The organism is Clostridia bacterium, assembly GCA_026414765.1.
In the GTDB taxonomy this organism is placed as follows: Bacteria; Bacillota; Clostridia; order Acetivibrionales; family DSM-27016; genus SKW86.
This window is the reverse complement of sequence record JAOAIJ010000010.1, coordinates 76,457-96,370: the sequence shown is the minus strand read 5'-3', so window position 1 is coordinate 96,370 and position 19,914 is coordinate 76,457. Positions and strand designations below refer to the sequence as shown.

Sequence of the window (19,914 nt, the reverse complement as noted above, 5' to 3'; positions counted from 1 at the left end):
TGATTAAGGTACATTTGTATTTATAAGAATTATCTTTTAAGGAACTACATAATTAAAGGAGTAACTTCATGGATTATATATTTTCTGGTATTTCATATGAGTTATTGATTATACTTGCAATAAATTTTTTCTTAATATTTATATTGTTCTTAATGAATATTGGAAACAGATCAAAATATAAAAAATTAAAAGCAAAATATAATAAATTTATGAATGGTCTTGGAGATGCTAATATTGAACAACTGCTTGAAAACTGTATTGAGAAAATAAATGGAATGAATATAAAAACCAGGGACTTGGAAAATCAGATAAACAGTATAGAGAGAAACTTGATTCAATGCGTGCAAAAAATAGGAGTTGTTAGGTATAATGCATTCGATAATGTAGGAAGTGACTTGAGCTTTTCAATAGCACTTTTAGACAATAGTGACAGTGGAATAATATTGAGCGGTATCTATGCTAGAGATAGTTCTTTAACTTATGCAAAACCGGTTATATCCGGAAAATCAAAGTATGCATTGTCAGCAGAAGAAATACAGGCACTGGAAACAGCCAGAAAATCATCAAGGGAAAGAATTTATACGGACAAACATATATAGTATATTTTTGGGGGGAGACTGAGTGGCAGAAAATAATAGTGATAAGAAAAAAGTTTGGATATATGCAATTGTTTTATTTACAAGTGCGTTTGTAGTTTTACTGCTTACTGCCGTCAGCCAGATTAAGCTAAATAAGAATATTAGTGATTACAAAACACAAATACATATGAAAGAAAAAGAAAAAAGCAATTTCCAGTTAAATCTTAGTTCTTCTGAAAATCAGAATAAAAAACTTCAGGAAGAGCTTAAAGCAACTAAAGAGAATCTAAAGAATGAGTTAGAAAATAACAAGGAAGATATAAAAAAATATAATGAATTAGAAACAAAGCATAAAAGAACAGTTGAGGCATTTGAAAAGCTTATTTTAGCAGAAAGTGAATATGATAATAAAAATTTTGCTGAAGCTGCACTAATTTTACTTAAACAGTGTGATTCGGACTATTTGAGCAATGAGTCATTAAATAAATACTTTTCGCTCAAAGAAAAAGTATATAAAATAGCTGCGAGACAGTTTTATGTCGAAGGGTTCAAAGAGTATAAAAGATCAAACTATAGTAATGCGATCCTAAAATTTCAGTATTCTATAGACTTAATACCGGATGAATATTACTCTGATGATTGTATTTTCTTCATGGCATATTCATTTTATAAAAATGGGAATAATGAGGATGCGGAGAAAAATATAAATATACTATTTAAAAATTATCCGGACAGCACTTATATAAATGATGCACAAGATCTTTTAAAAAATATTAAGGGATAATTTGTTTATGGGATTTTCCGCTTTTACTTGTACGTAAAGATATATGTAGCGGGCTACATTACGATAATTATTCAAAAGAAATTTTTTTACGGATACACTGGCTCCATATGTGTTTATAAATATTGTAGTTCATTAGGAAGAAAGAGTATAAATGTATGATAACAATTTATATTCTACGATATTGTAAGTACACTTCAATGAAAAGATAGTTTATTATCATAAAGTTTTGACAAAAAATTTTACTGTAAGGAGATTGAAGATGTTAGACATAAAAATGCTAAGAAATAATACAGAAGCCTTGAATAAAGCCTTATTGAAGAGTAAGGGGAAATTTGATATTGACAGGTTCTTATCCTTGGATGAAAAAAGAAGAGATCTGCTTTATAAGGTAGAACAACTTAAAAGCAAACAGAATGCCGATTCAAAGCTTATACCCCAATATAGGAAGGAAGGTAAGGATGTTTCTTCCATTATGGATGAAATGAAACTTTTGTCTGAAAACATCAAAGTGATGGATATACAGGTGAAGGAAGTAGATGATGAACTTGAGCAGTTATTGCTTACTTTGCCTAATATTCCTAATGAGGCAGTACCTGTAGGAGATTCTGATGCTGATAATATTGAAATCAGAAAGTGGGGAGAGCCAAGGAAGTTTGAATTTGAACCCAAGGCTCATTGGGATATAGGCGAAGATTTAGGGATTCTAGATTTTGGAACTGCTGCCAAGGTGACAGGAGCCAGATTTACATTTTATAAGGGTATAGGCGCAAAGCTCGAAAGAGCTCTTATTAACTTTATGCTCGATCTTCATACTGAAAAGCATGGCTATACGGAAGTTTTTCCACCCTTCATGGTTCATAGAAACAGTATGGTCGGGACAGGACAACTTCCTAAGTTTGAGGAAGATGCATTTAAAGTAGCAGGAACAGAATATTTCCTCATCCCTACAGCAGAGGTACCTGTAACAAATATGTACAGGGAACAGATACTGGATATAAAGGATTTGCCAATATATCATACGGCTTATTCTGCATGTTTCAGAGCTGAAGCAGGTTCTGCAGGGAGAGATACCAGAGGACTAATCAGGCAGCATCAGTTTAACAAAGTAGAGCTCGTAAAATTTACTACGCCTGAAGAGTCCTATGGAGAATTAGAAAAGTTAACAAATGATGCTGAAGAGATACTAAAATTACTTGGCATACCTTACAGGGTAGTAAAGCTTTGTACTGGAGACCTAGGTTTTTCTTCAGCGATGACGTATGATTTGGAAGTATGGATGCCAAGTTATAACAGGTATGTAGAGATTTCATCATGTAGTAATTTTGAAAGCTTCCAGGCAAGGAGAGCAGGCATTAAGTTTAGAAGGGGACCAAAGGAAAAAGCGGAATTTGTACATACATTGAATGGATCGGGAGTAGCCGTGGGAAGAACAACTGCGTGTATTTTAGAGACATATCAGCAGGGAGATGGATCTGTACTTATCCCTGAGGCATTACAGAAGTATATGGGAGGTAAGACTGTAATTAGAAGATAATAAAAAACCTCCACTTAAAGTTCCTAAGTGGAGGTTTTTTTAGGTATATTACGATATTTGGGAAAAAAGGATTATTGTTTCACATATTAAGGTGTTGACAAATGGCTTGTTTCATTGTAGAATATAATTCGTTGCTTGACATTTAGCTTGGAGAGATGGTCGAGTTGGTTTAAGGCACCGGTCTTGAAAACCGGCGTAGTCGTGAGGCTACCGTGAGTTCGAATCTCACTCTCTCCGCCACAGTTTTATATCAATATAATATAAAATTGATTTATGGAGAAGTACCCAAGCAGGTCGAAGGGGACGGTTTGCTAAACCGTTAGTAGGAGTAATCCTAGCCAGGGTTCGAATCCCTGCTTCTCCGCCAAAATTGTCTGAAAACCCTTGATTATCAAGGGTTTTTTGATGTTTAAGAAAAGAAAAATGGTGCTGGATTTATATGGAAAACTAATGAGAATTGAAGCTCTTACAGCCCTATATTTTATACTAAGTAATATTCTCTTTAAAAAGACCCCTTATGCGTATATTTGGATCGCTGTTATAGTCCAAGCATTGTGATAACGTGCTCAATATCTTTTGCTACCGGGACGTTGCAAGATTCCAATCTATCATGACTGTGATGTCCTAAGGATAAAAGTATGCATTCACAACCTACTGCTTTTGCAACTTCATAGTCATGCACCGTGTCGCCGATTAGAACGATTTCTTCTTTTTTATATGGTATTTCCGAAACCCACTTTTTACCGTTCTCAAGCTTGCCTGCAGCGTGTGTGTTATCAAGGCCAATAAGCTTAATAAAAAATTTTTGAATACCATAATAAGAGGCGCATTTTTCAAGATAATCCTGATGTGCCGCAGATAAAATGGATTGTGTAATACCCGAAGCATATATCATCTCTAATGCCCGTTTTGCTCCTTTATGCAGTGAGCACGAGAAACAGTTCTTCTCATAGCTGCCTGTAAATTCATCAGAAATGCTTTCGAAAGGTTCATTTGTAAAATCAAAACCCAAATCTATATAATAATCCTTGACGGGAAAGTTAAATATAGACATATATCTTTCTTAAGAAAGATGGCTAAGGTTACGTTTACTCAGAATTGAGTTCATTATTTTTATACAAGTATCCGTATCGTCTAAAAGTGTACCGTTCCAATCCCATATAATATGTTTATATTTACACATTTCATACCTCTTCTCATATATTTATCCACAGATTTTATTACATTCTGTTGATAATTTCAAGACTTTCTAAAACACATGTGAGTTTTTTTATTATTATAATAATTTTGCAGACTTTTTTTTAGTGTGTTCGTATTTATATATGAAATGGAAATGCAACAATACAACTAAATTTCCATTGAATCATATATTAATGATCTGGTACTATTAGTCCATTCATTAATAAATTTATATAGATGGGGTTGAGTATATATTATGAAAAAAATCAGTTTGGTTTTATTAATCGCTATGTTTGTAACAGTACTGTCTGGTTGTGCAATTTCAATTAACGGTAAAAAAGTTGTTTCGTTTAACGAGGATAGAAAAGGTTTTGAATGGCCTGCAGGAAATAATGTTGCAGAAAAATCCGAAGTAAAAGAACAGGATGTAGAATCACAGAACAGAATTAATGTATCAAATGCAACAGGTAAGATTGAATTTAAGGTATGGGACAAAAATTTGGTGCAGGTTACTTCACATAAAAAAATAAGAGCAGGTGGAGACAAAGCAAAGCTGGATAAGCTTCTTGACGAAATCAAAGTAGAAGTCCAAAAAGGCTCAAACAATATTGATGTGAATGTAAGATATATTAATGGAATGTGGGGTCTTAACAATCAGAGTGTTGAGCTTGAGATTATGGTTCCTAAGGGAATGACATATATTAAAGCACATTCTGCTTCCGGCGAGATTAAAATTGATAATTTTAATGATATTGAAAGATTGGATTTATCCTCAGTTTCAGGGGATGTGGAAGTAAAAAACACTACAACAGATGAATTTGAATTTGGAACTACTTCAGGAAGTGTAAATATCGATAAAGTTACCGGGAATGGAAGTATCCATACTGTGTCAGGTGAAATAAATGTGCGTAATATTGTTGGAGATGTGAAATATAAGACAACTTCGGGTTCGATTCAATCCCGGGGAGTTGAGGGTGAGGCGGATGTGACCACTGTATCTGGTTCTATAGATATATTCAGCAATTACTTCAAGGCTTCTGAAATACATTCCACATCGGGGAGCGTAAACATACATGCAGATAAGATAGATAATAGCGGCAGATATACGATCAATAGCATATCGGGTGGAATAAATATCAGACTTCCCCAGGAATCCGGTTTTGAGCTTGATGCAAGCTCTACATCAGGAAATATTAGAAATGACTTCAGTAACGAATTTGATGGTGATATAGGAAAGAAAAGCATGAACGGTGTTGTTGGAGCAGGTGGAGCAGAGATAGAAATCCATACTGTATCAGGTGGAATAAATATTATGAAATGAAAATATAAAAATAAACAGGGTAGCCTCTAAAAAGCTACCCTGTATCAAATATATTATCTTTTTTTAATTTTAATCCTGCATATCATGAAATAAGATAGAAGAACAGTAAAAGCGGCTGTTACTATCGAGTGTATGGAAGTAATTTTGTTATTTACATAAGCAAACCAGTTAAATAAGTTTGCAATTGATAAAAATGCACCAGCTATGGTAATAGGCATCCCTATAAAGAAGTTGTCAAAAGTTGTTACGTTAAAACGAGCCAATCTGTAAGCGCCTGCCATAGGAAAAATCAATGCAAGTATATAACCTGGTATCCCCAGGTGCATGAAGCTTATTCTCCATGTAATTATTATTGGTGCTACACCAAAGGAAATTAAGTCTGCCAGTGAATCCAGTTCTTTCCCAAGCTCACTGGTTTTACCCAGCATTCTTGCCACCTTTCCGTCAAACCTATCAGTAAGTGCTGCTATCATTACCAACAGAGACGCAGTAAAAAGCAGATTTATGTCATTACTTGAATTGGTGGCCAATAAAATAGCAATCACACCAAGGGACATATTTAATAAAGTCAATATATTTGGAATTGTACTTTTTATTTTCTCCAATTTATCACCCCTAAATAAACTAAACATTCAGACTGAGATATTCGAAACTCCATTGTATATTCCTGAATGTACCTCTATTGCATTTAATTTTCTTTACCTATACTTACTATTTTAGTTATTCCTGTATGTCGTATACAGCCTTGGCCGCTATGCTGCTAAAAATGCTATAAGCACAATTATATACATAATCGGATCTTTAGCAATGGGAAAGTTTCTCACGTAATCAGGTGTGAAGCCTGCTTTCATTAGTAAAGGAAAGTATAACGCTTTAAGTATTGCTTATAATTATTACTAGGTCATAATATATATTTTACACTTTGACGTTTATAATGTTATAATATGAATGTATTTCTAATGTTTTCTTATAATTACTATAGTGACGCCAAACACATGGCGTAAGCTGAAAATGTTTTTGTGCATAATTAGATTATAAATAAAATTGGTTTTTTCTACAAGCATTTTATTAATTAATGTTCTGGTAAAGGGAGAATATGAGGAATAAAAAAAGTATTATTAAAATAACGGCTGTTCTTATTACATTATCCGTAAGTATATACTTTGGAATAAGGTTTAACCTGATTGGAGAAATCAACTTACAGGGAATTAAAGATTACATATATTCATACGGAAATTTTGCTGCTCTTGTTTTTATACTATTTTTTACCCTAAGAACGCTATTTGTTATATTTCCGTTCTCTGTAATGGTTATTCTGGGAGGAAATATATTCGGGTTTACCAATGCTTTAGTATATTCCATGATATCTGCCTTCTTAAGTGCTTCATTTGCATTTTACATAAGCAGATTTGCAGGCAAAGATTTTGTTCAAAAACTATTAAAAGGAAGAATGGAAAAGCTGGATTTGAAAATTGAAAGACATGGTTTAAAAATCATTTTCTTAATGCGGATTTCTTCTATATTTCCTTTTGACATACTGAATTTTACTGCGGGGCTTTCAAAAGTAAAATATAGGGATTTTATCCTCGGAACTATTATAGGTATTGCTCCCGAAACCTTTTCCCTGTCTTATCTGGGAAAAAATTTGGACAACCCTTTTTCCAGCAAATTCTATATAGCTATTGCATTGGTAATATTAACTATAGCTATACCTTTTATCATCAGCAAGGTGAGGGGTAAAAAGTTAATATAAAAAGAGCTCATGATGATCTACGCTTCAGCCAATGTAGATCTTTTCACACCTATAAACAATTATGGTATCCATGGGTACCACGACTGCCCACAAGCACTACAAAACCTACACTAACCTATGCTCGACTATCAAGAGTACCTTAGAAACCTACTGCAATCTTCCGACTGCAATAGACCTCCAGCAAACAGCATATACTCTGTAGAGGGACTGCCGCCACCTATGCCAACAGGCTTCATACAAAAATGCTTTATGCCTGCGGAACCCTTAATAATCTTAGCTCGAACCTTACTCATCCCTTTTAACCATGCTGCAATGCATAAATGTATAAAGAACCATTAAAGCACTGCAACACAGCCTTACAGAACAAAATGTAAGGTTCTGCTCTCCGACTAATACCAAGCCTTTGCGTCAACTATAGGACGAAACCTGGTATTAATCTTTGACCGAATATTATAAAGCCCTTCACGGACCTTATGACACTCTTGGCTCAACCACCACGAACCCTTGTGCTATTATTGTGTCCGCATACTGCGAATATATTCAAAGAAAATTTTTCTTAAATATGATGGAGAATACTATATATTATTTAAAGATAACTTGTATTGATAAAATGAATTACCATTTATATTACATAAATAACATATTTAAGTATGTTATTTATTTTTTTATAATTTTTTAAAAAAAATATTAAAATTTCTTAAGTTAATTGAGTAATTTCGTATCTTTATACGTATAAGTAAGTGTGGGCATACGGAAAGTGTGCTGGTGCAAAGGAGATAATCTGTGTTTAAACTGGCTTGGAGAAATATAATGGAACATAAGATGAGAATGCTTCTTACTGCTCTGGGAGTTATCCTCGGAGTATCAATGTTTCTGGCAGTCAGCATTCTTAATCAATCAATGCTCAGGACCTTTGAAGAAATAAATATGAACAGCGGCGGAAGGACAGATGTAATAGTAACAAAGAATAATGCGTTTTCTTCCAGTGACCTGAAATATATAAAAAGTCTTGAGGGTGTAGAATATATTGCTCCTTTTTCTTCAGATTATGTACGGCTTAAGAATATAAAAGGGGAAAAGGAATGGGTCAGAGTAAAAGGGATTGATATTGGTTTAGACCGTGCGATAAGGGATTATCATATTTCCGAGGGTGAATGGTTCTCGGGTAGTGAAGAAAGGGAAATAATAATTAATAAGAAAAGTGCGGGCCAGCTTGGTCTATCATGTAATGATATTGTATATCTACCGACAAATACTGGAGAGAAAAAATATAGGGTAGTGGCAATTATTGAAGACAAGGGTGCAGGGCTGCCTTTCTGGCATCCTGAAATGTATGCGCCAATCGATTCAATAACATTTGATTCCGGCCATCGCAATATTTATGGAAGAATAGACCTGGACATAAGTGATGATTCGCTTATTGTTCCTACAGCAGAGAAGATCAAAAAGCACTTCGGGGATGTGGTAAACACTCAGACTTTAACCGAAAGGCTAAGTATGGCAAAACGAAATATGGGGGGCATGGTAATGGGCTTTTACTGTGTTCTTGCCGTCGTTATATTTGTAGGATGCTTTCTTATCTATAACACATTTATGGTCATAGTAATGGAGAGGATTCAACTCATAGGGCTATTAAGAACCTTGGGAATGGATAAAAAACAAACAATACGTATGATACTTGTAGAAGGGGTTTTACTTGGAATAGTAGGTACAATAGTGGGGATTGCACTTGGCCTTGGAATTGCATGGGGTTTACTAAACCTGATGAGCAAATCAATCAATATTGATTACAGCGGATTTATTATTAATCCCTCAAACATAGTCTCGGCAAGTGTTATAGGACTAGTGATGCCCATATTGTCATGTCTGATACCAGGGAGAAGGGCGAGCAAGTATGTACCTATACAAGCATTAAAGATTACCGACTCGACATATTCTGCATCTGATAAGAAAAAAGGAATCTTTAAGAGGTATAAGACTCTTTTCGGTATGCTTCTTATTGTGATATTTGTAATTAACTTTGAGGTTTTAGCAAGATATACAGACAGCGAATTAATCAATAATGTTGTTCTCCCGATGTCCTTACCTGTTGCATTCCTCGGAGTAATATTCATTATACCCTTTTTGTTGGAGAAAACTGTTAACATCGTAAACGGTTTGACAAAAAGTATGATGAGTGGCAGAACAATTCTTTCTACAAGAAATTTGCTGAGGAATAAAAGCAGAACCTCTATCACTGTTTCAATAGTTATTATAGGAATAACTATGTCTATAGGTTTCAGCGGTATGTTTAACAGTGTGACAGAAACTGTAGTTTCCCTGCTGGATAGATCTTTAAAAGGTGATATTGTAGTGCATATAGACTGGAACCTGGAAGATGACAATAATATGAGAAAGCTTAAAAGTATAAGAAAGGCACCTGGCGTAGAATGTGCTTATTACCTTAGAGAAGAATACTTTCAGGATGATGATAAAAGATGGATTAAGATAATGGGAGTAAAACCTGATGAACACAAAGCTACCGGGTATTTTGACATGATAGAAGGCGATTCCGATGAGGTATATGCAAGAATGGAAACCGGAGAAAGGGTTGCTGTAGTAGGCGAATATTACTCAAAGGAATTGGGGCTAAGAGTCGGAGATACGATCAATCTCAAAGGGCGTACAAAGAAATACCAGTTTACCATAGCAGGTATTATAAATGATATGAATCCTGAGGTTGCATACATAGACCGCGATATACTGGATGACATGTATGGGGGTAAGGGTGCCAACGCCATTATAGTTAAAGTGGTAGAAGACACTGATATTGATGCTCTGAGGGATAAGATAAGTGATGATATTATCAAGGATGATTCCGTAAGTGTAGAGACATCTTATGAAATGAGAGAAACTATGAAGAAGGAAGTAATGTCAGGGACTGAGCCTTTTGATGTTATTAATGTTGTTACACTCATAGTTGCACTTTTCGGGCTTATGAATACGCTCCTTATGAGTATTCTTGAAAGAAGAAGGGAAATAGGTATGTTGAGGTCCATAGGCTCTTCAAAGAGTCACATCAGGAGGATGATATTCGGAGAAAGTATAACTATGGGATTATTCAGTATTATCATAGGAACTCTTACAGGGTTTGCATTTGTAAGGGAAGCAAATACTGCAATGGGAGGAATGTTTGGTGTCAGTATTAATATGTATATGCCTTACAACTTCGTAATAGTGTCCTGTATTGCTGTTTTTATCTGTGCTTTTGCAGCAGCGATATATCCATCAAATCTGGCAGTTAAGACAGGTATAGTGGAAGCTATAAAAGGAGAGTAGGGAGTTTGACATAAAACAAATAATCCTAAGAAAAAACATTAAAATATAATGGAGGTTAGTCTAAATGAAAAAGGGAAAGCTGATAGCAATTGTTTTAGTCTGTGTTGTACTGGCAGGAGCAGCCGGATATGCAGTAATGGCTAAAGGAGAAAGTAGTGTAGATGTTAAAGTATTTAATGCAAGGAAGGATGATATACTTTCCACAGTATCTGCAACCGGGGTAGTAAAGGAGCAATCCAGTTCAAATGTATATATAAATACTCCCTTCAAGGTAACAAAAGTAAATGTAGAAAAGGGTGAAAATGTAAAAAAGGGGGATGTATTGGCCGAGCTGGATACTGCCAGTGTAAGAATACAACTGCAGCAGGCTAAAGTCAGTTATTCAAATGAAAAAATCAGCCTTGAAAACTTGAGGAAGAATACGGGCATAATGAGTACTCTTCAAGCAGAAAATGCAGTGGATTCTGCAAAAATGGAAATAAGGCAAAAACAGGTACTAAAAAATGAAGCGCAAAAGAATTACGAGAATAGTAAAAGCCTTCTTGACACGGGTAGCATATCAAAAAGTGATCTTGATAAATCCAAACAGGCTTACGATTCTGCAGTAATCGACCTTGAAGCTGCAAATCTAAAACTGGTGAGCCTTGAAAAAGAGCTCAAAAATGCAAATGAAGATAAATCACGAGCTGCGGGAGATAAAAGGGCGCAGATAGATATGCAGGAAAACAGGGTATCTGTAGCTGAACTAAAGGTAAAAGAGCTGGAAGAAAATATTAAGGATGTAGATATAGAAAGCGGTAAGGTTATAGCTCCTGCAGACGGTTGTATTGCTTCTATAGGAATAAACGAAGGTGATTATACAAAAGTAAATGAAGCTGCTTTCAGTATAGTAAATCTAAGCGAGCTTATAATAAATGCAAAGATTTCTGAAAGTGATATAAAAGATATAAAAATAGGAAATAAAGTGGAAATTTCGGGGGATTCCATAGATCCGGAAAAGTATGAAGGAACAGTAAAAAGTATAGCTCCTGTAGCAAAAAAAGAGGTAGTAGATAAAACGGAACAGACAGTAGTAGATGTAGAAATTCAGGTAGTTAGCAAAGGTACAATTCTTAAGCCAGGATTTAACGTAGATATAAAGATCCAGACTAAAAGTATGAAAAATGTACTTTCGGTAATAAACGATGCTGTAAAGGAAGACAAAGAGGGTAAAAAATTCGTATATGTCGTTGAAAATGGTGTGGCTAGGGAAATTGGAGTTGACATAATCATAGAGTCAGAGCTTTATGCAGGGATAAAGGAAAATAAGGATGGAATAGCTGAAAAAAGCAAGGTAATATACAACAGCTCTGAAAGTTTAAAATCAGGAACTCCTGTAAAGGTTATACAGGAGAAATAGGAGAATTATTATGGTTATTTTAAGAACGGAGAACTTGATTAAGGACTTTAATACAGGAGAAGTACCGCTGCGTGTGTTAAGGGGAGTTAACCTTGAGATAAATGAGGGAGAATTTGTCGCTATAATGGGACCATCAGGTTCAGGTAAAAGTACGCTTCTATATTTGCTTGGAGGGCTGGATCAGGCAAGTGGGGGTAATATCTTCCTCGGAGGCAGGGACATAAGTACCCTTAATGATATGGAAATAAGCAAGGTCAGAAGAAGGGAAATGGGTTTCATTTTCCAGTTTTATAACCTTATCCCTGTACTGGATGTAGAAGAAAATATAATGATGCCGATAAATCTGGATGGACAAAGAATATTAGACTATACCGACCGGTTGAACCGGATAATCAATCTGGTAGGGTTGGGGGAGAGACGCCATCACCGTCCGTCCCAATTATCGGGTGGACAGCAGCAGAGGGTAGCCATAGCGAGAGCGTTGATAAACGAGCCTAAATTGATTCTTGCAGATGAACCTACAGGGAATCTGGACTCAAAGACATCAGAGGAGATACTTTCGCTACTGCGCAGGCTCTGTGATGAAGAGGGGAGAACAGTTGTAATGGTAACCCATGACCCAAAAGCGGCAGAGCATGCGGATAGAGTTATTTTCATCAAGGATGGGGAGATAGAGAAGGAAAAAATCAACCTGCGGGTAAAGGCTATAGTGTGAATAAAGAAAAAGGATCAAAGCAGGCCGGTGTAGACCGGCTTTCTTTGATCCTAAATACGGGGTTTAATACTATGCCATAATAGCGCAACAATATAAGCGCGAGTATGCTATGGTAAATTTGTATATCCCATCAGGTACTTGTCACATTCTCTTGCTGCAGCCCTTCCTTCATTTATTGCCCATACGACAAGGCTTTGACCGCGGCGCATATCTCCTGCTGAGAAGACGCCTTTTACATTTGTTTCAAATTTGCCGTAATCAGCTTTAACATTGGAGCGAGCATCCTGCTCTACTCCCAGAGGCTTCAGAACTGTATCTTCAGGCCCGAGGAAGCCCATTGCAAGGAGTACAAGCTGTGCGGGATATACCTTTTCAGATCCTGGAATTTCAACAGGTATGATACGACCTGAGTCATCCCTTTTCCATTCTATCTTAATAGTATGAACTTCTTTTACGTTTCCGTTCTCGTCACCTACAAACTTTTTCGTTGTTATGCAGTACTGACGCGGATCACTTCCATGGACAGCAGCAGCCTCTTCCTGTCCGTAATCTACTTTCAGGACTTTAGGCCATTGTGGCCAGGGGTTGTCAGCCTGCCTCTCGCATGGAGGCTGTGGTAGTATTTCAAGCTGTGTAACACTGTTGCAGCCATGACGCAGCGATGTTCCTACACAGTCTGTTCCTGTATCACCACCTCCAATTACTATCACATCCTTACCTTTGGCACTGATGAAATTAGCATTAGCATGGTTTGAGTCGAGAAGGCTCTTTGTATTTGCATGAAGAAACTCCATGGCAAAGTGAATACCTTTAAGGTGTCTGCCTTCTACAGGTAGGTCACGAGGTTTTGTAGCACCTCCGCATAATATTACTGCATCAAATTCTTTAAGCAGGTTTTCAGCAGGGTAATCTTTTCCCACCTCGGTACCGGTAACGAAATTGATACCCTCCTGAGCAAGTATATCTACCCTGCGATTTATAACTTTTTTATCCAGCTTCATATTGGGAATGCCGTACATAAGAAGTCCGCCAACTCTATCCGAACGTTCAAATACAGTTACCAAATGACCTGCTTTATTGAGTTGAGCAGCACAAGCAAGGCCGGAAGGGCCAGAACCTACTACTGCTACTTTTTTTCCAGTACGTACTTCTGGGGGCTCCGGCACTACCCATCCTTCAGAAAAAGCTCTGTCTATTATAGAACATTCATTGTTTTTTATAGTTACCTGCGGGTCATTTATACCTACGGTACAAGCACCTTCACAGGGAGCAGGACAAACTCTGCCTGTAAATTCCGGAAAATTGTTTGTCTTGTGGAGACGGCTTACAGCTTCGCGCCACAATCCACGGTAAACTAAATCATTCCACTCTGGTATAAGGTTATTTATAGGGCATCCCGATGCCATACCGTTTATAAGAATACCTGTATGACAGAACGGAATCCCGCAATCCATACAGCGTGCACCTTGAGTACGCTGCTGTTCTTCTGTGAGATGTAAGTGAAATTCCTGCCAGTCCTTTATACGCTCCAGTGGAGGACGGTCAGCCGGAAGTTCGCGCTTATACTCCATAAATCCTGTTGGTTTACCCATTGTATTTCCTCCAAATCTTTATAAATACTACATTTACCTCTTTTATTAATTACCTGTTACGCGGGAAACGTCCTTGTTATTTGCTTCAAATGCTGCCATAAGAGCTTCTTCACCACTTAACCCGGCAGCATGCATTTGCTTGATTGCCTGCAGCATTCTTTTAAAGTCCTTAGGCATTACAACTACAAACTTTTTAGCCATCTCATTCCAGTTATCGAGTACTCTTTTGGCTAGACTACTGTTTGTATACTCGTAGTGCTTCTGTACCATTTCCTTAACTTCAGCTACAGCATCCGGTGCTTCTAGTTTTTCAAGGAGAACCATTTCCTTATTACATCTTGATTCAAAATTGCCTGCTTCATCAAGAACATAAGCGACGCCACCGGACATACCGGCTGCGAAGTTTCTTCCTGTAGAACCGAGAACTACAACACGTCCTCCGGTCATATATTCGCAACCGTGGTCACCCACAGCTTCAACAACTGCACGTACACCGCTGTTTCTTACACAGAAACGTTCCCCTGCCATACCGCGTATATATGCTTCGCCTTTTGTCGCACCATAGAACGCAACATTGCCTGTGATAATATTTTCTTCTGCAACAAAGGTAGAAGCCTTAGGCGGATATACTACTATCTTACCGCCGGATAGTCCCTTACCCAGATAATCGTTTGTGTCTCCTTCAAGAGTCATTGTAATCCCTTTAGGAACAAATGCTCCGAAGCTCTGCCCTGCGGATCCCTGGAAATTGAGTTTTATTATATCTTCAGGAAGCCCTTCTCCACCATACTTTTTGGATATTTCGCTGCCTAAAATCGTACCAACAACACGGTTCGTATTTTTTATAGGCAAGGTTGCTTCTACCTTTTCACCTTTTTCTATAGCAGGCTTACATAAATCTAGGAGTACCTGCATATCAAGTGATTTCTCAAGTTCGTGATCCTGCTTCATCTGACAATATCTGCCTACAGTTTCCGGAACTTCAGGCTTGAAGAGTATAGATGACAAATCAATACCGGAAGATTTCCAGTGCTGCACAGCCTTGTTGGATTCAAGTTTGTCTGTACGTCCTACCATTTCATCTATTGTACGGAATCCCAGCTTGGCCATCCATTCACGCATTTCCTGAGCTATGAAGTACATGAAGTTAACCAGATGCTGAGGATCTCCTTTAAATTTCTTACGTAGTTCAGGATTTTGAGTAGCTACACCTACAGGACATGTATCAAGGTTACATACCCTCATCATTACACATCCGAGAACAACCAAAGGAGTAGTTGCAAAACCGAACTCTTCAGCTCCGAGAAGAGCTGCTATTACTACATCACGGCCTGACATAAGCTTACCGTCAGTTTCCACAACAATACGGCTGCGCAAATCATTTAACAACAGTGTCTGGTGTGTTTCTGCCAGACCCAGCTCCCACGGAAGACCGGCATGTCTGATACTGGTCCTTGGGGAAGCACCTGTGCCGCCATCATAGCCGCTTACTAATACGACGTCTGCGCGCCCTTTTGCAACACCTGCTGCAATAGTACCGACACCTACCTCAGAAACAAGCTTTACACTTATTCTTGCATCACGATTGGCATTTTTGAGGTCATGTATCAATTCAGCCAAATCCTCTATAGAGTATATATCATGGTGGGGTGGTGGAGATATAAGACCAACACCGGGCGTTGAGTTTCTTACATTTGCTACCCATGGATATACTTTACGTCCCGGTAACTGTCCGCCTTCGCCGGGCTTAGCACCTTGAGCCATCTTAATCTGTATTTCTTTAGCATTTACAAGGTAATGGCTTGTAACACCAAAACGGCCTGAAGCGACTTGTTTTATAGCACTGCAGCGTGAATCGCCGTTCGCATCAGGTATAAAACGTTCAGGATTTTCACCGCCTTCACCTGTATTACTCTTTCCACCTATCCTGTTCATGGCTATAGCCATAGCCTCATGTGCTTCCTGGCTTATTGAACCGAAAGACATAGCTCCTGTTTTAAAGCGTTTGCATATGGATTCAACGGACTCTACTTCTTCTATCGGAATCGGATTTTCTGCCAGCTTCAGATCCATCAGACCGCGGATTGTACACAATCTCTGTGTCTGGTCATTAATAAGCTGTGCATATTCCTTATATAGTTTATAGTCATTTGTGCGGCATGCATGCTGTAGTTTTTGGATTGTTTCAGGATTAAACAGATGGTATTCTCCATCCTTACGCCACTGGTACTGTCCACCTGAATCCAATATGCTTTTATCAGTACGCCTTTCACTGTAAGCGCTCGAATGTCTCATCTGAGCTTCCTTTGCTATTGCATCAAGACCTATACCGCCTATACGTGAAGGGGTTTTGGTGAAATAACGGTCTATCACTTCCTGGTTTATACCGATAGCTTCAAATATCTGTGCGCCCTGATAACTCTGGATTGTAGATATACCCATCTTTGAGAGGGTCTTAACCACACCTTTGATTGCTGCTTTTACATATTTTTTAACTGCATACTCATGAGTAGTATCAGTTAATAATCCCTGGCGGATCATATCGTCTATAGTTTCAAAAGCAAGGTATGGGTTTATTGCTGATGCACCATAACCTATCAGGAGGGCAAAGTGATGTACTTCACGCGGTTCTCCCGATTCAATAACAAGGCTTATATTTGTACGGGTTCCTTTGCGGATAAGATGATGGTGTAATCCTGAGGTTGCGAGTAAAGCCGGAATTGCAGCATTTTCCGCATTTAGACCTCTATCTGAAAGAATCAGTATGTTTGCACCTTCACTTATCTGACGGTCCGCATCTTCGCATAATTTATTCATAGCTGCTTCAAGTCCTTTTTCCCCTTCAGAAGCACTGAAGAGTATCGGAAGGGTTACTGACTTAAAGCCTGTTTTATTAATATGACGAATCTTTGCCAGATCATCATTGTCTATAACAGGGTATTTGAGTTTTATTTGGCGGCAGCTCTCAGGAACAGGATTTATGAGGTTTCCTTCAGTACCCATCATTGTTTCTGTTGCAGTGACAATTTCTTCACGCAGAGCATCAATCGGAGGGTTTGTAACCTGTGCAAAAAGCTGCTTGAAGTAGTTATATAAAAGCTGAGGCTTATCTGATAAAACAGCGAGCGGAGTATCTATACCCATAGCACCTGTGGATTCTATTCCATCCTTTGCCATAGGAGCTATAATCATTCTCAGGTCTTCATACGTATAACCGAAAGCCTTTTGGCGTTCAAGAACAGTCTCATGGTCCGGTTCCGGTACATGAGGAGCCTCAGGAAGCTGTTCAAGACTGGTAAGATGATTGTTGAGCCATTCACGGTATGGATGTTCTGAAGCTATTTTGTGCTTGAGCTCGTCATCATTGATTATGCGTCCTTCAATTGTATCTACAAGGAGCATTCTTCCAGGGTGTAAACGTTCCTTACAGAGAACGCGTTCGGGGTCTATATCCAGAACGCCAACCTCGGAAGCCATTATTAAAAGATCGTCCTTAGTAACGTAGTAACGTGCAGGGCGCAACCCGTTTCTATCAAGGACAGCACCTACAACCGTACCGTCAGTAAATGCCATTGCTGCTGGACCATCCCATGGTTCCATAAGACAGCTGTGATACTCATAAAAAGCTTTCTTTTCATCGCTCATGCTTTCATGGTTTGACCATGGTTCCGGAATCATCATCATGGCTGCATGTGGAAGTGAACGGCCTGAAAGTGCAAGGAATTCAAGACAGTTATCATACATTGCAGAGTCACTTCCGTCCGGATTGATGATAGGGAATATTTTTGACATGTCATCCCCAAACAGCTCGGACTTCAACATAGACTGACGCGCAGACATCCAGTTTACATTTCCGCGAAGAGTATTTATTTCTCCGTTATGGATGACATACCTGTTAGGGTGTGCACGTTCCCAGCTTGGGAAGGTGTTTGTACTATAACGTGAGTGAACCAAAGCAAGTGCGGATTCTACCGATGTATCAACCAATTCCTTATAGTATAAATCAACCTGATCAGCTGTAAGCATACCTTTATATACTATTGTTCTGGCTGAAAGGCTGGCCATGTAAAAATACTCGTTATTATCCATTGCTGCCTTTTCTGCAAGTTTACGAATAATATAGAGCTTTCTTTCAAAAGATACAGTATCCTTTATGCCAGGGTTGCGACCTATGAATATCTGGCGAATAAAAGGCATACATGATTTAGCTGTTTCACCCAGTGATGAATCGTCGGTAGGAACAGTTCTCCATCCGAGAAAAGTCTGGCCTTCCTCTTTGACTATTTTTTCAAGGCGATTTTCCAGTATTTTGCGCTTTTCGGTATCAGCAGGCAAAAAAACCATACCTACGCCATATTCTTCTGAGGACGGTAAGTTTATATCGATTTTCGCGCACTCATTCTTAAAGAATTTATGGGGAATCTGTATGAGGATTCCTGCGCCATCTCCCGTGTTGGTTTCAGATCCACATCCGCCTCGATGCGATAAGTTAACAAGGATAGTAAGTGCCTGGCGTATGATCTCGTGTGATTTGTTTCCTTTAATATTCACTACGCAACCTATACCACAGGCATCATGTTCAAACTGCGGGTCATAAAGTCCCTGCTTAGCGGGCAATCCATTTTGTTTCATGTCAAGCAACCTCTCTAAACTTCATTGTTATATTAATAATAAATAGTTTTACTGCCGAAACCCGGTTGTGTTATGTCAGAAAACTATAATAGAGTACAAAATTTATCAAAAATGAATGGATAAATACTAAAACTTGCAAATTAACTAATTAAAACTTAATGTATACTGATGCTGTTTTGAGGGTAAAATAAAAAGGCGTAAAAACAAAGACATTTGACCTCTTCGTTGAGTACGCCTTAAAATCAGCTCTAAGTGCACCTTTGCACTAAATTTGTAATTATTTTTCAATATTAAGCTAAAAATCTGATAAAAAACAGCAATTTATATCTATTAGTGTTTTTTATTATAACATGTATACATAGTACATTCAATAGCAAAAATAAAAAAAATAATAAAATTTGCAACCGCAAAAAAGAATTCCTGCAAATTTTATTATTTTTATTCTGACTGGCTTAATAATTTTTGCTCAAGTGAGCTAGCACTGCATGTTTTAAAAAATTAAAAGAAAGAATCAAATCAATAATTGATACTATAAACGTTAATTCTTTCATTATTCTATTCACCAGCAAATTTCACATAATATTTTTTACATATTTATTATAAGCGACAACGATGATAGTAAAAATAATCGATAAATCTATTATTAATGAAGTAAAAGCCCGAAGCCTAGGGTGGTTGTCTAAAAAGCCGGTTGAGGTATGGCTGCTGATAGTATTAAGCGCTACCCTCATACAATATAGAAGTATTGCTGTAATAAGAATTTTAATCGGAAGACTGCTTACATTAAAGATACAATATAGAAAAAATAGGATGAGTATTAAGCTTCTGGCAAAATTGACTCCTGTACTGAACTTTTTTACATTTATATTTGTCAGGTCTTCCAGTTCGCCGGCAATTTCTTCATCCTTGGCAATATCATTATTTTCTCCTGCACCGTTGTTGCCGGGTTTTGTGATATGGAAAAAAGCTATAGGTATATCCTTTAAAGAGATTACCAAAAGTATGGCAGCAACCAGCATAAAAAAAATATTGTGATTGGCTGACATTATTATTATTGGTATTACAATAGTAAAGAATAGCATCATCATGAGGCCCTGCAGCTGCATAAA

13 protein-coding genes and 2 tRNA genes are annotated in these 19,914 nt (G+C 37.6%); 10 read left to right on the top strand and 5 right to left on the bottom strand.

The annotated features are described in order from the left end of the window. Nucleotides 1–68: 68 nt before the first annotated feature. The 5 genes from N3I35_02625 (at nucleotide 69) to N3I35_02605 (ending at nucleotide 3,263) form a co-directional block, all read left to right on the top strand. Complete coding sequence (locus N3I35_02625) at nucleotides 69–599, top strand: DUF4446 family protein (protein ID MCX8128976.1); 531 nt, start codon at nucleotides 69–71, stop codon at nucleotides 597–599. Between the two features lie 22 nt (nucleotides 600–621). Then, nucleotides 622–1,362, top strand: coding sequence for a hypothetical protein (locus tag N3I35_02620; protein MCX8128975.1), 741 nt, complete (start codon nucleotides 622–624; stop codon nucleotides 1,360–1,362). Between the two features lie 259 nt (nucleotides 1,363–1,621). Further along, nucleotides 1,622–2,896, top strand: a complete 1,275-nt coding sequence (gene serS, locus N3I35_02615) for a serine--tRNA ligase (protein ID MCX8128974.1) — start codon at nucleotides 1,622–1,624, stop codon at nucleotides 2,894–2,896. A 149-nt stretch (nucleotides 2,897–3,045) separates the two neighbouring features. Beyond that, nucleotides 3,046–3,136: transfer RNA gene (locus N3I35_02610), tRNA-Ser, on the top strand. Nucleotides 3,137–3,171: 35 nt separating this feature from the next. Next, a tRNA-Ser gene (locus tag N3I35_02605) sits at nucleotides 3,172–3,263 on the top strand. Nucleotides 3,264–3,434: 171 nt separating this feature from the next. Here the strand turns inward: N3I35_02605 and N3I35_02600 are convergent. Beyond that, entirely contained in the window at nucleotides 3,435–3,950 is a 516-nt protein-coding gene (locus N3I35_02600; protein ID MCX8128973.1) for an HAD hydrolase-like protein, read from the bottom strand. Nucleotides 3,951–4,331: 381 nt separating this feature from the next. Here N3I35_02600 and N3I35_02595 point away from each other — a divergent pair, with 381 nt between their 5' ends. Next, nucleotides 4,332–5,396 carry a DUF4097 domain-containing protein gene (locus N3I35_02595; GenBank protein ID MCX8128972.1) on the top strand — a complete coding sequence of 355 codons (1,065 nt, stop codon included), beginning with the start codon at nucleotides 4,332–4,334 and terminating at the stop codon, nucleotides 5,394–5,396. Between the two features lie 53 nt (nucleotides 5,397–5,449). Here N3I35_02595 and pssA read toward each other — a convergent pair whose 3' ends face one another. Next, entirely contained in the window at nucleotides 5,450–6,001 is a 552-nt protein-coding gene (gene pssA, locus N3I35_02590; GenBank protein ID MCX8128971.1) for a CDP-diacylglycerol--serine O-phosphatidyltransferase, read from the bottom strand. A gap of 491 nt (nucleotides 6,002–6,492) precedes the next feature. Between pssA and N3I35_02585 the strand changes: the two genes are divergently transcribed. The 4 genes from N3I35_02585 (at nucleotide 6,493) to N3I35_02570 (ending at nucleotide 12,581) form a co-directional block, all read left to right on the top strand. Beyond that, nucleotides 6,493–7,149 carry a TVP38/TMEM64 family protein gene (locus N3I35_02585; protein ID MCX8128970.1) on the top strand — a complete coding sequence of 219 codons (657 nt, stop codon included), beginning with the start codon at nucleotides 6,493–6,495 and terminating at the stop codon, nucleotides 7,147–7,149. Between the two features lie 810 nt (nucleotides 7,150–7,959). Next, the gene (locus N3I35_02580) at nucleotides 7,960–10,467 is read left to right on the top strand and encodes an ABC transporter permease (GenBank protein ID MCX8128969.1); all 2,508 of its coding nucleotides are present in this window, start codon (nucleotides 7,960–7,962) and stop codon (nucleotides 10,465–10,467) included. A gap of 64 nt (nucleotides 10,468–10,531) precedes the next feature. Next, a complete protein-coding gene (locus N3I35_02575) occupies nucleotides 10,532–11,866 on the top strand; it encodes an efflux RND transporter periplasmic adaptor subunit (protein ID MCX8128968.1) in 1,335 nt (444 codons plus the stop codon). 10 nt (nucleotides 11,867–11,876) lie between these two features. Next, nucleotides 11,877–12,581, top strand: a complete 705-nt coding sequence (locus tag N3I35_02570) for an ABC transporter ATP-binding protein (protein ID MCX8128967.1) — start codon at nucleotides 11,877–11,879, stop codon at nucleotides 12,579–12,581. A 107-nt stretch (nucleotides 12,582–12,688) separates the two neighbouring features. Here the strand turns inward: N3I35_02570 and N3I35_02565 are convergent, their stop codons facing one another. The 3 genes from N3I35_02565 to N3I35_02555 form a co-directional block, all read right to left on the bottom strand. Continuing rightward, a complete protein-coding gene (locus N3I35_02565) occupies nucleotides 12,689–14,173 on the bottom strand; it encodes a glutamate synthase subunit beta (protein ID MCX8128966.1) in 1,485 nt (494 codons plus the stop codon). A gap of 45 nt (nucleotides 14,174–14,218) precedes the next feature. Beyond that, entirely contained in the window at nucleotides 14,219–18,805 is a 4,587-nt protein-coding gene (gene gltB, locus N3I35_02560) for a glutamate synthase large subunit (protein MCX8128965.1), read from the bottom strand. Nucleotides 18,806–19,377: 572 nt separating this feature from the next. Further along, nucleotides 19,378–19,911 (bottom strand): hypothetical protein, encoded by a 534-nt coding sequence (locus N3I35_02555; protein ID MCX8128964.1) that lies wholly within the window; start codon nucleotides 19,909–19,911, stop codon nucleotides 19,378–19,380. Nucleotides 19,912–19,914: the final 3 nt, after the last annotated feature.